The 13,738-nt window shown below is 38.3% G+C and carries 10 protein-coding genes, 1 riboswitch and 2 other annotated features; of the genes, 2 read left to right on the top strand and 8 right to left on the bottom strand.

What is annotated here, in order from left to right; genetic code table 11:
- Window positions 1–24: 24 nt before the first annotated feature.
- Window positions 25–921, bottom strand: a complete 897-nt coding sequence (locus RBL01_RS02960) for an oligosaccharide biosynthesis protein Alg14 (RefSeq protein ID WP_307780857.1) — start codon at window positions 919–921, stop codon at window positions 25–27.
- A gap of 268 nt (window positions 922–1,189) precedes the next feature.
- Between RBL01_RS02960 and RBL01_RS02955 the strand changes: the two genes are divergently transcribed.
- Window positions 1,190–2,530, top strand: a complete 1,341-nt coding sequence (locus RBL01_RS02955) for an amino acid permease (RefSeq protein WP_002296179.1) — start codon at window positions 1,190–1,192, stop codon at window positions 2,528–2,530.
- A 217-nt stretch (window positions 2,531–2,747) separates the two neighbouring features.
- The gene (locus RBL01_RS02950) at window positions 2,748–3,191 is read left to right on the top strand and encodes a DUF305 domain-containing protein (RefSeq protein ID WP_002299975.1); all 444 of its coding nucleotides are present in this window, start codon (window positions 2,748–2,750) and stop codon (window positions 3,189–3,191) included.
- A gap of 264 nt (window positions 3,192–3,455) precedes the next feature.
- Here the strand turns inward: RBL01_RS02950 and nhaC are convergent, their stop codons facing one another.
- The 7 genes from nhaC to mgtA form a co-directional block, all read right to left on the bottom strand.
- Window positions 3,456–4,874: a Na+/H+ antiporter NhaC gene (nhaC, locus tag RBL01_RS02945; RefSeq protein ID WP_002293307.1), complete on the bottom strand. Its 1,419-nt coding sequence runs from the start codon at window positions 4,872–4,874 to the stop codon at window positions 3,456–3,458.
- A 402-nt stretch (window positions 4,875–5,276) separates the two neighbouring features.
- The gene (locus RBL01_RS02940; protein WP_002319046.1) at window positions 5,277–6,500 is read right to left on the bottom strand and encodes a M20 family metallopeptidase; all 1,224 of its coding nucleotides are present in this window, start codon (window positions 6,498–6,500) and stop codon (window positions 5,277–5,279) included.
- A gap of 30 nt (window positions 6,501–6,530) precedes the next feature.
- Window positions 6,531–7,370: a MetQ/NlpA family ABC transporter substrate-binding protein gene (locus tag RBL01_RS02935; RefSeq protein WP_038809203.1), complete on the bottom strand. Its 840-nt coding sequence runs from the start codon at window positions 7,368–7,370 to the stop codon at window positions 6,531–6,533.
- 16 nt (window positions 7,371–7,386) lie between these two features.
- On the bottom strand, window positions 7,387–8,067 hold the full coding sequence (locus RBL01_RS02930) for a methionine ABC transporter permease (protein WP_002293786.1): 681 nt from the start codon (window positions 8,065–8,067) through the stop codon (window positions 7,387–7,389).
- Window position 8,068: 1 nt separating this feature from the next.
- Entirely contained in the window at window positions 8,069–9,142 is a 1,074-nt protein-coding gene (locus RBL01_RS02925; protein ID WP_002293318.1) for a methionine ABC transporter ATP-binding protein, read from the bottom strand.
- Window positions 9,143–9,197: 55 nt separating this feature from the next.
- Window positions 9,198–9,436 (bottom strand) — a binding site (T-box leader).
- Between the two features lie 41 nt (window positions 9,437–9,477).
- Window positions 9,478–9,711, bottom strand: a binding site (T-box leader).
- A 76-nt stretch (window positions 9,712–9,787) separates the two neighbouring features.
- Window positions 9,788–10,459 carry an HAD family hydrolase gene (locus RBL01_RS02920; RefSeq protein WP_002321117.1) on the bottom strand — a complete coding sequence of 224 codons (672 nt, stop codon included), beginning with the start codon at window positions 10,457–10,459 and terminating at the stop codon, window positions 9,788–9,790.
- Window positions 10,460–10,545: 86 nt separating this feature from the next.
- Window positions 10,546–13,194: a magnesium-translocating P-type ATPase gene (mgtA, locus tag RBL01_RS02915; RefSeq protein ID WP_038809202.1), complete on the bottom strand. Its 2,649-nt coding sequence runs from the start codon at window positions 13,192–13,194 to the stop codon at window positions 10,546–10,548.
- A 341-nt stretch (window positions 13,195–13,535) separates the two neighbouring features.
- A riboswitch (M-box (ykoK) riboswitch) is annotated at window positions 13,536–13,710 on the bottom strand.
- Window positions 13,711–13,738: the final 28 nt, after the last annotated feature.

The raw sequence follows: 13,738 nt of genomic DNA, 5'->3' as shown, positions 1-13,738 counted from the left end.
TAATCTCTTCAAAATGTAGGTTTTTTATTTATTTTCAACAGAGGAGAGGTCATATTCGTATTGCTCATAAATAGTGGAATCGTTAGTGATAAATCGTTTTGCCCAATTTTCTGCATCATAAAATTCCAATAGCTCTGATGGGATTGGCTTAAAAGGTGTATGCAGAAATTCCGGTAATTCATCTAAATCACGTTCTCGAAGCAAAAAAATATTTTCAGGACGATAAAAATGATAATGAGCAATCGCTTGATTATCCGTCACTAGTTTCTTTTGAAAATACATAGATTCAAATGTCCGCAAAGTCACTCCTTGCTGACCCTCCCGCAACAGTTCCAGAATCCCGCGCGATTCCCCTGTTTTTTTCAGGTACTCTTCATAAGCAAGATATCCAGGTTGTTCATTCCCTCGATGTGGAAGAATGAAATAGTTGGTCGTAACATCTCTTTTTATAAATTCCTGCTTATAGCTTTCTGCTCGTTCTTTTCTCCCATTATTCGTTGCACCAAAAAATAGATCCGTCTTTGGTTCGCTAGAAGAAAAATCCATATGTTTCGAATAAAATGAACTATTATGTTTCAGCCCAAGTTCTTTTGCTTCCAAAAAATCAAAATGATAAATCTCATCGATTGCCGGTTCATCTTGTGTCTGCTTCAGCATCGCCTCGTGTTCTGCTTTGAAGTGATTCCAAAAAAATAACACAATTTTTGCATTGGTAAATGGGCGCACGCGTCGAGCCATCTCCATATTAAATCCATAATCTAAAAAAACGATCAGCTGATAATTTGCCAACTGTTGTCTAGCTGATTTAATGAATTCCGACTGTAGTAAATCTTTTCCGGACCAAACATCTAAAGAGCGGATGGAAGGCAAAAAATAAAGTGATTTATTTTTTGCAACTAGCAGTACGTCATTTTTGTTCATCTTTTCCGCCTCACTTTCTCTGTCACTTTTTCCTATGATAGCCTGTTTAAATAGTAAAAAGCCAGTAAAACGCTTCCTATATTTGTATGAAAATTTAACATTTGTATGAAAATATGATGAAATAAATCATTCTTCTATTAAAATTCGCCTAAAAGTTTTCTGAATAGTTGTAATTGTCTGAAAATTTGTTATCATTAGTCATTGTTAAATATTGCTATTTATTCTTAATATAAATTTTGATTGTGAATTTAAAAGAAAGAGGTCATTTATGGAAGATAAAAAATTGAAAAAACAACTTAGCTCCAGACATATCACCATGTTAGCTTTAGGTGGAGCAATCGGTGCAGGTCTATTTAAAGGAAGTGGCGAAGCGATTGGGATCGCCGGCCCTTCTGTATTGATTGCTTTTTTGATTGGCGGGCTGATTTTATATATCGTGATGAAAGGTCTGGGAAAAATCGTTTTAAGCGGTGGCGACACGCATCACGGATTATCTGGTTTGATACGCCCTTATCTAGGTGCTCATTCTGCTGATTTTACTGATTGGGTCTACTGGTCTATGTGGATTATCAATATCATCGCTGAAGCTGTTGCAGCTGCTTCCTTTTTGCAGTTGTGGTTCCCGCACATTCCAGCCTGGGTATTTGTTTTTATGTTGGCTGTTTTAACTACGATCATCAATCTTTATTCGGTACGGTTATTCGCAGAAACAGAATATTGGCTGGCTTTTGCTAAAATCAGTGTCATTATCTTACTAATCATTTTTGCTACTTATCTTGTCGGTCAGCAAATGTTGGGCACAGGCGTTTTCCCTACCCTTCAGCAATTGACTGACCATGGTGGGTTTACTCCTCATGGTATGAAGGGAATCATCAGTTCTTTGCTTGTAGTTATCTATTCTTACGGCGGTTCTGAACTGATTGCTATCACGGTAAGCGAAGCAGATGATCCTAAACGTGCGATTCCTAAAGCCATCAAAGGTGTCATGGGAAGAATCATTTCCTTTTACATCATTCCTTTGTTTTTGCTTTTGATTCTTTTTCCTTGGAATACTTTAGCAGGCACGAATGTCAGTCCTTTTGTGATGGTATTTGAAAAAATGAATATCCCATTTGCAGCGGATATCGTCAATTTTGTTATTGTCCTTGCTTTGTTCTCATCTATCAATTCGGGTGTGTATGCATCTTCAAGAATTTTGTTCTTCCGTTTGAAGGATCGAAAAGGTTCCTCTAGAAAACTAGCTGTTTTAAACAAGCATCAAGTACCGCAACGTGCTGTTTTATTTTGTACCAGTGTTCTTTATCTTGGTGTAGCTCTTTCTTATTTTGTCGGTGACAAATTATTTGGCTATCTGGCAGGTTCCCTTTCGTATACAGTATTATTGATCTGGATCATTATCAGTGCGGCATCCTTTGTACTGGCACTAAGAAAAGGAACATTATGGGATAAAGGAATCAGCTTTTTTGCATTAGCTGTCTTAGGATTGATTTTCCTTGGTATCCTGTTCACGAACTCCATTGGGGTAACTGTATTGACTGGCCTGCTTTACCTGTTCATTTATTTCAGTTATCAAAAAAAGAATGATGCGTTCGTATTGACGAATGAATGAAATCGATAGAAAATTTTATTTTATTTATGTGGAATAGATGGAACTATTGAAGAAAGGAGTTGTGACAAAAGTCTTGTTGCAACTCCTTTTTCCGAATAAACAGTCTCATGACCTCTTGGTAAACGGTGTTCAAAAACCCTCTGTGCAAAATAATTGATTGTTCTCCATGCTCATGACATGATAGAAGAAAGGAATGAAAAAAAGGAGTTTGTTTTAAATGAAAAAGTATTGGAAGTTTTTGTTGATGATCGGTGTTTCAACGGTAGTTATGTTTGGTATGATGTACTTGAATGTCTATGCGCTCGATCATATCTTCTTCAGTCGTACACGAGTATTCATGGCGTTGATGATGGGTGCAGTCATGGCAGTCATCATGCTGTTGTTCATGTGGAAAATGTATGAAAACAAAAAGATAAATGTTATGATCTTAGCCGCTAGTCTTCTTGTTTTTGCCGGTTCCTTGTTTATGGTACGAAGCCAAACTACTGTCAACGACACAGCTTGGATGAAGGCCATGATTCCTCATCATTCTATCGCTATCCTGACAAGTAAACGAGCTGATTTAAAAGATCCTGAAGTAAAAAAATTAGCGGAAGAAATCATCCAGGCACAAGAAGAAGAGATCGACAAAATGAAAAAAATGATCAAAGAAATGGAATGACCATTATCCGTCCAAATAAAAAAAGAGGATGTTCCAGAAGTGATCAGCTTCAAGAAATAAGAAGAAGCTACTTCTGGAACACCGTGAATAAGGGGTTGTGAAAAAGCTGCCCTGCATCAAGTAATAAGAACAGCCAAACAAAAATAGCTTCTCCTATTTTTCGTTTGGTTAGGCTTATTACCGCAGATGCAAGCTTTTGAACACCGTTTATTCGTAAAAGGGATTGTGACAAAAAAAGTCTTGTCACAATCCCTTTTTATGTTTTTATTGTTCTAATTGCGCTGTCTTGCTTACTGCTTCTTGCGGTTTCACAAATTTTTTTGAGATTCCCCAACCTGTGAAGGCACTGACCATCGAAAACACAGGAGAAAGCAAACTGAAAAATACGAATGGCAAGTAAGTGAGTGTAGGAATACCAAATGTACTTGCTACGAAACTTCCGGCAATTCCCCAAGGCACTAAGTAGTTGATTACTGTTCCACCATCTTCTAGCGTTCTACCTAATACAGTTGGATCAAATCCTGCTTTTTCATAAGTTTCTTTAAATGCATTACCAGGCAGAATAACAGATAGGAATTGTTCACCAATAAAAATATTTACTCCGATACTTGTCATCAATGTTGTAAAAATCAATTTTGGTGTGTTCGTCATCTTTCTTGATACTCGTTCCATCACGGTTGAGATCAAGCCAAATTCGATCAACAATCCACCTAATGACAAAGTTAGAATAATCAATGACACAGTAGGCATCATACTTTCGATTCCTCCGCGACTAAGCAGTGAATCGATTTGTTGGTTTCCAGTATTTGAAACAAACCCTGATTCGATGACCCCAGCCAACTTCGTTAAGGAAGTTTGTGGGTTTTGAATAAAAATCATTCCTACTGCTACAGCGATATTCAACAAAATCGTCAAAATTGCCGGCACCTTTTTCCATGCACACAGTAACATTAAAAATAAAGGAATCAGTGACCAGATTGAAATAGTAAAGTTTGCTTCTAGAACATCAGTCACTTCACGAATAGATGAAAGACTTGCGGCTTTACTTGTGTGTCCTAAAATCATGAATAAAAAGAAAGAAACAACAAATGCCGGAACAGTTGACCACATCATATGCTTGATGTGTTTGAACAAATCGGCATCAACAATAGCTGCTGCTAGATTTGTTGATTCGGATAATGGAGACATCTTATCTCCAAAAACGGCACCTGAAACAATAGCTCCAACAACCAGCGCTGGATTTAGGCCTAGTGTTGTCCCAATACCGAAAAATGCAATCCCAATCGTTGACATAACAGTAAAGGCACTCCCTACAGCGCTACCTACGATTGCACACACAACAAATACAGAAGGGACAAACCACTGGACACTGATCAATTTGAACCCAATGACCATTAGAGTTGGAATGATCCCTGCTTGTATCCATACAGCAATCAATGAACCTACTAAAATAAAAATAAAGATTGGGATGATTCCTGGTTTGATGCCATTGATGATTCCTTCGTGCAGCCAATCTGTCGGGTATCTTTTTATCACTGCATACAACATGACCATTCCGATCGCTGCTAAGATCGTGATATTAGGTGAGACCTTTAATCCGACAACGCCAATCGCAATGCCTAAAACAATAACCATTAATACAAGTGTTGCTTCTAAAAAACTTGGTGTTCCTTTTTTTCCCATGATAATCTCTCCTTTTTTAGTTGTTCTTATGTTCTAAAAAAGTTAAGATATCGGATTACTCCGCCGCAATTCATCCGCTATTCCTCCTTTATAAAAATAAAAAGACCTGTTTTAAACTAAGGACGAATGACTCCGCGGTACCACCTTAATTAAAAACAGATCTGTTTTTCACTTTCAAACTTTTATTCAAATGTATGGACTTTCCATGTAATTCGTCAATTAGGCTTGATCGGTTCACAGCGACCACCGACTTTCTGAACAAAACACCTAACCGCTACTGCGTGAAAAGTTGACTTGTATGAAGTTTACCTTCCATAAGATCATTTGTCAATGAAAAAGAAAATATTTTTTCATTTTTCTGAAAATTATTTTTATAACTTTCACACACAAGTTTATTTTTTACTAGAAAGTAGCGCCCTCTTGTTTTTTTCTTGCTACTATTTCTTGATGTTCTTGCTTGATTCTTTCTAATAGCTTTGGCTCTTTCAACAGATCAAGAGCTGTATTGGCGAGTAGTTCTGCTGCAATCGCAATAGAAGCAAGGCCTTTGTCACTTTTAGCAGCAGCTTTGAATTCTTCTGTGTGTCCGGCAATATATGTCTCAGAGATTGCTACCGTAGGCTGGATTGTTGGTATGACTTGGCTGACATTTCCTACATCAGAAGAACCGAGACTTGTTCTTTGTTCCGTTTCTATTTCTTCATCTGGAACACCTGCTTCTTTTGCATGCTGGAAGAATAAGTCATCAAAAGAAGGAGTAACGATGACATCATCAACTGCATTTTGGAACAATCCAAACTCAAAAGTCGTGCCCGTACTTATCGCAGCACCTCGTACGATATTTTCCACTTTTTCATATACTTTATCTAATGTTTGCCGATTTCCTGCACGTAAATAGAAACGTCCAGCAGCGTAATCTGGAATGACGTTGGCAGCTACTCCTCCGTCTGTAATGATCCCATGGATATTGACATCTTTTGGCAATTGCAAGCGTAGAGCGTTGATTCCATTAAACACTTGGATCAATGCTTCCAAAGCATTTACTCCTTTTTCAGGTGCTGCTGCTGCATGGGAAGCGACACCGTAAAATTTGATGTCGACTGGATCATTCGCTAAAGATTCTGTCGTTTTCCCATAACGAAAAGCTGGATGGACGCATAACGCTACATCGACATCCTCAAAAAAACCTTCTCGAACAAAGCTGCCTTTAGCTGATCCGTTCTCGCCCCCTTCTTCCCCTGGGGTGCCATATACACGGATTTCTCCACCAGTTTCATCAATAAATTGCTCCACTATGCTGGCGGCTAATACGGAGTAAGTACCAAACAAATTATGCCCGCATGCATGACCAATACCTGGTAAAGCATCGAATTCTGCCAAAAAGGCAATTGTGGGTCCGGGTTTATTGGAAATATAACGTGCATCAAAGGCTGTTCGGTGTCCAGCTACTTCTTTTTCTACCCAAAACCCTTCTTTTTCTAATTGTTTAATCAACGCTGCTGAGGAATAAAACTCATAGTTACTTACTTCAGGATGTTCGTGGATATCTAGAGCAAGTGCTTGATATTCTGGTAAACGATATTGGATTAGATCCTTCAATTGGTTTGTTGAGATTGTTGTTGTCATAAAAAATTCCTCCTATGCTAGTCATTTTTCTTATTTTCTCCCGAATGTTTCCCATGCAGGCACGCTTGATCCTTTTGATGTTTTCTCGATTACTTTGACTGTGTCTTCTGTTTGATAAGCGTCTACTATTTTTTGATACGTTTTATTTTTTTCATCTTCTTTTCTTGCAACGATGATATTCACATAAGGACGTGCATGGTCATCCACTGGTTCTAAGAAGATGGCATCAGAAGCAGGATTAAATCCAGCATCTACAGCTACACCGCTATTGATCACTGAAATGTCTACATCTGACAAAGCACGTGCTGTTTGGGAAGCATCTAATTCAGAAATGTCTAGATTTTTTCTATTCTCGGTAATATCAGAAACAGTGGGCGCTTGTCCTTTTGCCTTATCCACTTTGATCAATCCAGCAGTTTGCAATAACAGAAGAGCTCTGCCGCCATTTGTAACATCATTAGGGATTGCTACTTTTGCTCCGTCTTTGATATCAGCTACATCCTTCAAAGTGTTAGAATAAATTCCCAGCGGTGCATTGACAGTATTTCCGATCGATACTAAATCAGTTCCGTGTTCTTTATTGTAATTGTCTAAAAAGAATTGATGTTGGAAAGAATTCAAATCAATCGATCCATCTGCTAAAGCCGTATTTGGTTGATTGTAATCTGTAAATTTCACGTATTCCAAATTAATGTTCTCCTTTTTCAAACGGTCTTTCACGTTGTCCCATACATCTGTATCTTCTCCAATAATTCCTAGTTTTACGGTAGTTTCTTTTTTGTCAGTTGTATCTGCTTTTCCTTGGCTACACCCTGCCAACCAAATAATTGCTACAAATGTAATGACTACAAAACGAATAATTTTTTTCATTTTTTCTCCTCCACTTTCAATGTGTAATTTTTTTAATCAGTTGATTACTGATAAATTGACTTAAAAAAACTAAGATTAGAATCAATAATGTAGCCACAATCGTTACATCTGTTTGGAATCGATTATACCCTCTCGATATAGCAAGATTCCCTAATCCGCCTGCACCTACTGCTCCAGCCATGGTAGTCAGTCCGATCACGTTGATGATAGTCAACGCCGAGACCCGAATGATACCAGGCAAACCTTCTAACAAATACACACGTAAAATAATACCGATTGGACTGGTTCCCATCGCTTCTGCCGCTTCGATCACCCCAGGATCAACTTCTAGCAGTGCGTTCTCGATTTGACGAGCAAAAAACGGAACAACTCCAAAAATCAATGGCACTAAGGCTGCTTTCGCACCAATCGTCGTTCCAACTAAGAAACGAGTAGTCAATGCTAAAAGAGAAAGCAAGATAATGAAAGGGATGGAACGAATGATATTGATCAGCTTATCAAGTATTTCAAATAGCAGACGGTTAGCTAGTAATCCATTAGGGCGTGTCACTACTAACGTCACACCTAAGATGATTCCGATCATCCCGCCAATGAATGCTGTCCAAAAAGACATATATAGTGTTTGCTTCGTCGCTTCGACAAATTCATCCGGAATCAAATAAACATTGGGCAAATATGTTTTAAAGAAATCAGTCATTTTATCTTCCTCCTTCGATCACTTTGATACGACTATCTAATTCGTTTTTTTGTAAAATATTTATTTTTACACCAGATTTGATCAAATAATCCAATGCTTTTTGCCGCTGTTTGGTTTCTCCAGCTAAAGTAACGATCAAACTCCCTAACGGCGTTTCTTGTAATAACTCTACATTGCCATATAAAATATTCGCTGTTACTTGATATTTGCTGTACAGATGAGCGATTAGAGGTTCGTTCGTCTGATTTCCAATATAACTTAATTCCACCAGCCATTTATTGGCGATCTGATCGGCAAAAGCAGAATGGGCAATGATCGTTTCTAATGCTTGGTCAAGATGAGTAGCTGTTCGAATAAAATCTTTGGTCAATTCTTCTTCAGGATTGCTGAAGATCTGGATGCTACTACCTTTTTCAATGATTCTTCCATCTTCCATAACCGCTACCTTGTTGCAGATTTCTTTGACAACTTGCATCTCATGAGTGATCAGGACGATTGTTAAACCTAACTGGCGATTCAATTTTTTTAACAATGCAAGGATCTGAAGGGTCGTTTTCGGATCAAGTGCACTGGTTGCTTCATCACATAATAATACCTTAGGTTCATTCGCCAAAGCTCGTGCGATTGCTACTCGTTGTTTTTGTCCCCCCGACAGTTGTTTAGGATAAGCAGATGCTTTTTCTTCCAAACCGACAAGTTCCAGTAGTTCATTCACTTTTTGACGACGTTCCTGTTTCGATTTTCCAGAATACTTTAAAGAAAAATCAACGTTGTCAAAAATAGTTCGGCTTTCCATTAGATTGAAATGCTGAAAGATCATACCGATGGCCTTTCTTTCTTTTCGCAATTCTTTGGGAGAGAGCTGACTCAAATTCGTCTGATTGACAATGACTTCTCCTGCTGTTGGTTTCTGCAGCAAATTCATCACACGAACTAACGTACTTTTCCCTGCACCTGAGTAACCGACGATTCCATAAACATCGCCTTTTTCAATCGTTAAATCTACAGAATCTACTGCCTGTATCTCTTTTTCTTTTTGTTTGAAACATACAGAAACATCTCGCAATTCAATCATTAAAATTCCTCCTTATCTAAAAAAAGCGTCCTCAAGAAAATGAAAATGTCATTTTCTTGAGGACGCTTTTTTGCGTGTTACCACCTCATGTTCAAGCTGTGTTCACACACAACTCCTCTTCAAGTACGATCATACTCTAGCAAGATATCGGTCGCAGCCGTCATCGCCTTACATCTATGCTCGGGATGAATTGCTCGATGGCCATTTTCCAATAGTCGTTCCTTGCTTCTTCTCAGCTACCGAAGCTCTCTGTCAAAGGTTCTTCTATCGTACTTACCATTTCAATGCAAATAATATTCAAAAAAAAATCCTTTTACTAACATAAACTATGTCAGTAAAAGGACGACGTATCGCGGTACCACCTTTTTTCGGAAGTTTCCTTCCCTCAAGCCCAACATCTCAAAAAGAGAGATTGGCGTTCGTTTTAACGGTCGAACAGTTCCGAATTTGCCTACTTATCGACAAATTATTCTCCAAGGCCATTTTCAGCTTTTCTTACTTGACTCTTCTCACCAGCCAGAGCCTCTCTGCAAAGTTTCCAAACTTACTTTCCTTTTCAACGAAATCGATATTTTGTTGTTGGGATTAATCTACATGAGGAAAACTAAAAAGTCAAGCACGAAATTCAAATTATTTTTTCTATATTTATTTTTCTGTTTTTTTATCTAACATTTCAATAACAGTTCGAAGATCTTTTCCTTCAGCAAGAAGTTTCAATTTTTCCTTTTCTTCGACGGTATAATTTCGGACAAAACTGGAATCAGGTATCAAAACAACGCCTAATCCTGCTCGTGAAGCAGCTGTTGCTCCTACTAAAGAATCTTCCACTGCAAAGGCTGAACTAGCTTCTAATCCTGTTCGTTCCAAAGCTGTCAGATAAGGAATCGGTGAAGGCTTGTTCTCCGACACTTCGTCTCCGAATGTAAACGTGTCAAAGTAATCAGCTAATTTAAAGTGATCCAAGATATCTGTTGCTCTTTTCGTAACAGTGGTCGTAGCAATGCCTAGTTTCATATGACGTTCTTTTAAGTCTGCCAATATTTCTTTTGCATATGGTTTTAAGTGGATGGCTCCGCTTGTCAGCTGTTGATAAAAATATTCTTCACGCTTCGCTCGGACTTCCTGTACTTTTTCAGGGCTACCTGCTGCTTTCACTAAAATATCAAAACTTTGTTTCCAGTTTTTTCCGCCCCAAGCGTCAACGATTTCTTTTGGGATATGGATATCAAATTGCTGAAATCCCCAAAGCCAGCCATCACGATACGTTTTTTCTGTGTCAACTAACAAACCATCTAAATCAAATATTGCACCTTTCATCTATACATTAATCCTTTCCAAAACAATACACATAGTTTAGCACGACTGGTCCAAAAATAACAGAAGCAAAGAACCAGCCTTCTCGTTTATAAGAGTTCTTGGAATCGATGGATATAGATTTTCTTCACAGCTGTCACAAGCGCCAGATAAGCGATGACTGTAGCAAATAACCATAACCAGTAATTGCCAGGAAGTGGCATCAAGCCTAATTCAGCACCAAAACTTGTAAAAGGAAGGACAGAACCGACAATAATTCCTAATGTAGTGATAACAAACATGGCAAATGTTGCGTTGCTTTGGATAAATGGTACTTTCGGTGTACGCAGTGCATGGAGCACTAAGGTTTGTGTCCATAGTGATTCGACAAACCATCCTGCATGGAATAATGCGATGAAAATCACTTGCTGTGAACTATCCAATGTATGGAAACTTCCGCCAACTACAGCAGGACAAATAACAAAATACATCAACAAGTAAGTAGTAATATCAAATATCGAACTTGTTGGGCCAAAGTAAACCATGAATTTCCCAATACTAGATGCATTCCATTTTTTTGGCTCGTCCAAATATTCTTTATCCATCCGATCCCATGGCAAGGAAATGCAGGAAACATCATAGATTAGATTCAAAAACAGAAGTTGTAAAGGCAGCATTGGTAAAAATGGCAGGAACATACTTGCAATCAGCACGGAAAACATATTGCCAAAATTAGAACTTGCTGTAGCCTTGATATATTTCATGATATTCCCAAAAGTTTCTCGTCCAGAAAGAAGGCCTCTTTCCAAAATCGTCAAATCTTTTTCTAAAAGGATCACGTCTGCAGATTCTTTCGCAATATCCACAGCTGTATCTACAGAAATACCGATATCAGCCACTTTCATTGCAGGAGCGTCATTGATACCATCTCCTAAAAATCCGACAGTATGACCATTTTTACGTAAAGCTGTCGTCAAACGTGCTTTTTGCTGAGGATTCAATTTTACGAATACTTCATGGTCTTCAGCTACTTGTGCTAATTCATGATCACTCATTTCCGAGATTTTCTCACCGGTAACCAATTCATTGATCTCTAGACCTACTTGACGGCACACTGAACGTGTAACTAATTCGTTGTCCCCAGTCAGAACTTTTACAGCTACACCATGTTCTTTCAGAGCTTTCAACGCTTGTTTCGTTGTTTCTTTTGGTGGATCAAGGAAAGTAAGATAACCAATCAAAACCATGTCTGACTCATCTTTGACTGAAAATTCTCCAACGACGCTTGGATTGGTCTTTTGTGCGACACCAATCACTCGTAAGCCATCTTCATTAAGTGACTGTACTTTTGCAAGTACGGCTTCTTTTCGTTCTTTTGTTAATGGTGTAACAGTACCGCCAAGATCAATAAATTTAGAAATGTTCAGCATTTCTTCAATCGCGCCTTTTGTGATCATTTGTGTTTTACCAGCTGGATCAGCAACCACAACACTCATACGACGACGTTCAAAATCAAAAGGAATTTCATCCACTTTTTGATAATTGATCTTATCTGTATCTAAAGTTTCTGTTGCTTCATCAATGATAGCCACATCTAACAAATTTTTCAGCCCTGTTTGATAGTAGCTATTTAGATACGCATGGCGCAAAACACGATCATCTTCATTTCCTTCACAATCCATATGATATTCAAGAATGATTTTATCTTGTGTCAATGTCCCCGTTTTATCCGTGCATAACACATCGATTGCACCAAAGTTTTGGATGGCATTCAAATTTTTGATCACTGTTCCTTTTTTGGCCATCACACTTGCTCCTTTGACCAAATTCGTCGTAACGATCATTGGAAGCATTTCAGGTGTTAGACCAACTGCTACAGATAGTCCAAAAAGAAAAGCTTCTAGCCAATCCCCTTTTGTAAGCCCATTGATGACGATAACTGCTGGAGCCATCAATGACATAAATTTGATCAGTAGCATGGATGTTTTATGGATGCCTAATTCAAAGCTTGATTGAATTGGTTTTTCAGATAGCGTTTCTGCTACATGACCAAATAGTGTTTCATTTCCAACAGAAACAATGATTCCTTCCGCACTTCCACTTATGACATTACTTCCCATAAAGACAAGATTTTCGTAACTTGTTTCGCTTTGCTGATCGTCTTCACATACTTTCGCATGCTTTTCTACTGGATAGCTTTCCCCTGTCAATGCTGCTTGGGAAATGAATAAATCCTTTGCGGACAATAAACGCATATCCGCTGGTATCATATCCCCTGCTGAAAGCCGAACAAGATCTCCACAGACGATTTCTTCCATAGGAATCTCTGTGTACTTTCCATTACGTTTTACAGCTGCCGTTACTTTCACAAGTGATTTCAGTTTTTCAGCCGCTTGATTGGAACGTACGGACTGAATCAACGTCATTGTCCCGCTGACGATTACCATAGTGAAGATAATGGCTACACCGAAAAGATCTTTATCTCCAGGAGCTGCTAATACATATTCCGTGATGAATGAAATAATTCCTAATGCGATCAACACTAATGTAAATGGCGTGATGTATGCTTTCAATATTTCTACGATGAATGGTGTTTTTTTGCCATATGAAATCGCATTTTCACCGTAATTTTCTCTTGAACGTTCGATTTGTTCTTCTGTCAATCCATTTGCTGATGCGTGGAATAGGTCAAATAATTCTTGTTTCGTTTTTCCAGCAAAAGCTGCATAGATTTTTTGTGTATCTTTCTTTTTTTCCATCTCAATCTCTCCTTTGTGTCCAAAAGACAGCTGTTCTCGCTGCTTTTGGTCTTTAGCTATTCATCGGATCGATAGAGAAAAAACTGAAAGGGGCTGAGAACAGATAGATAATAGCCTTGGCCTTTCCTCTAGATCCTTGTTTTTCGAATGACTGTCATCCATTTGTTCTCATCTCCTTTACTAAGTAATTTTAATTCATGACTTCCAATCATTTTTCGAATAGTTATTTTCCCAATTAGACCACCTCCTTTTTATTTTTCACCGATGGGGATTTGCGGCAACAAAAAAACCTCTCGCCAAATACTCAGCGAAAGGTTTGAAAAAGCATATTAAAAAAAGCTTCTCAGATCTCATCGTTGAGTTTTGACACTGTACAACGTAAAAAGCAGATACCTGCTTTTAGCTACCTTATGAAAAGCCTTATCTCGACAATTCCTGTTCTACCCATTGGCGTCTCTCGACGTTTTTGGGCAGTAGCCTATGTTTGTATAGGAGCCTCACCTAACAAATCTTATTCGGTTTTCCTTCGTTAATATAACAACTA

Origin of the sequence: Enterococcus sp. SB12 (assembly GCF_030910025.2) — a bacterium.
Classification (GTDB): Bacteria; Bacillota; Bacilli; order Lactobacillales; family Enterococcaceae; genus Enterococcus_B; species Enterococcus_B faecium.
The sequence above is the reverse complement of the archived record's forward strand: the minus strand, read 5'-3'. Positions and strand labels throughout refer to the sequence as shown.

Excerpts from the sequence above, each read along its gene's own strand:
- RBL01_RS02960 (WP_307780857.1), bottom strand. The coding sequence starts at position 921 with ATGAACAAAAATGACGTACTGCTAGTTGCAAAAAATAAATCACTTTAT.
- RBL01_RS02955 (WP_002296179.1), top strand. The coding sequence starts at position 1,190 with ATGGAAGATAAAAAATTGAAAAAACAACTTAGCTCCAGACATATCACC.
- RBL01_RS02950 (WP_002299975.1), top strand. The coding sequence starts at position 2,748 with ATGAAAAAGTATTGGAAGTTTTTGTTGATGATCGGTGTTTCAACGGTA.
- nhaC (WP_002293307.1), bottom strand. The coding sequence starts at position 4,874 with ATGGGAAAAAAAGGAACACCAAGTTTTTTAGAAGCAACACTTGTATTA.
- RBL01_RS02940 (WP_002319046.1), bottom strand. The coding sequence starts at position 6,500 with ATGACAACAACAATCTCAACAAACCAATTGAAGGATCTAATCCAATAT.
- RBL01_RS02935 (WP_038809203.1), bottom strand. The coding sequence starts at position 7,370 with ATGAAAAAAATTATTCGTTTTGTAGTCATTACATTTGTAGCAATTATT.
- RBL01_RS02930 (WP_002293786.1), bottom strand. The coding sequence starts at position 8,067 with ATGACTGATTTCTTTAAAACATATTTGCCCAATGTTTATTTGATTCCG.
- RBL01_RS02925 (WP_002293318.1), bottom strand. The coding sequence starts at position 9,142 with ATGATTGAATTGCGAGATGTTTCTGTATGTTTCAAACAAAAAGAAAAA.
- RBL01_RS02920 (WP_002321117.1), bottom strand. The coding sequence starts at position 10,459 with ATGAAAGGTGCAATATTTGATTTAGATGGTTTGTTAGTTGACACAGAA.
- mgtA (WP_038809202.1), bottom strand. The coding sequence starts at position 13,194 with ATGGAAAAAAAGAAAGATACACAAAAAATCTATGCAGCTTTTGCTGGA.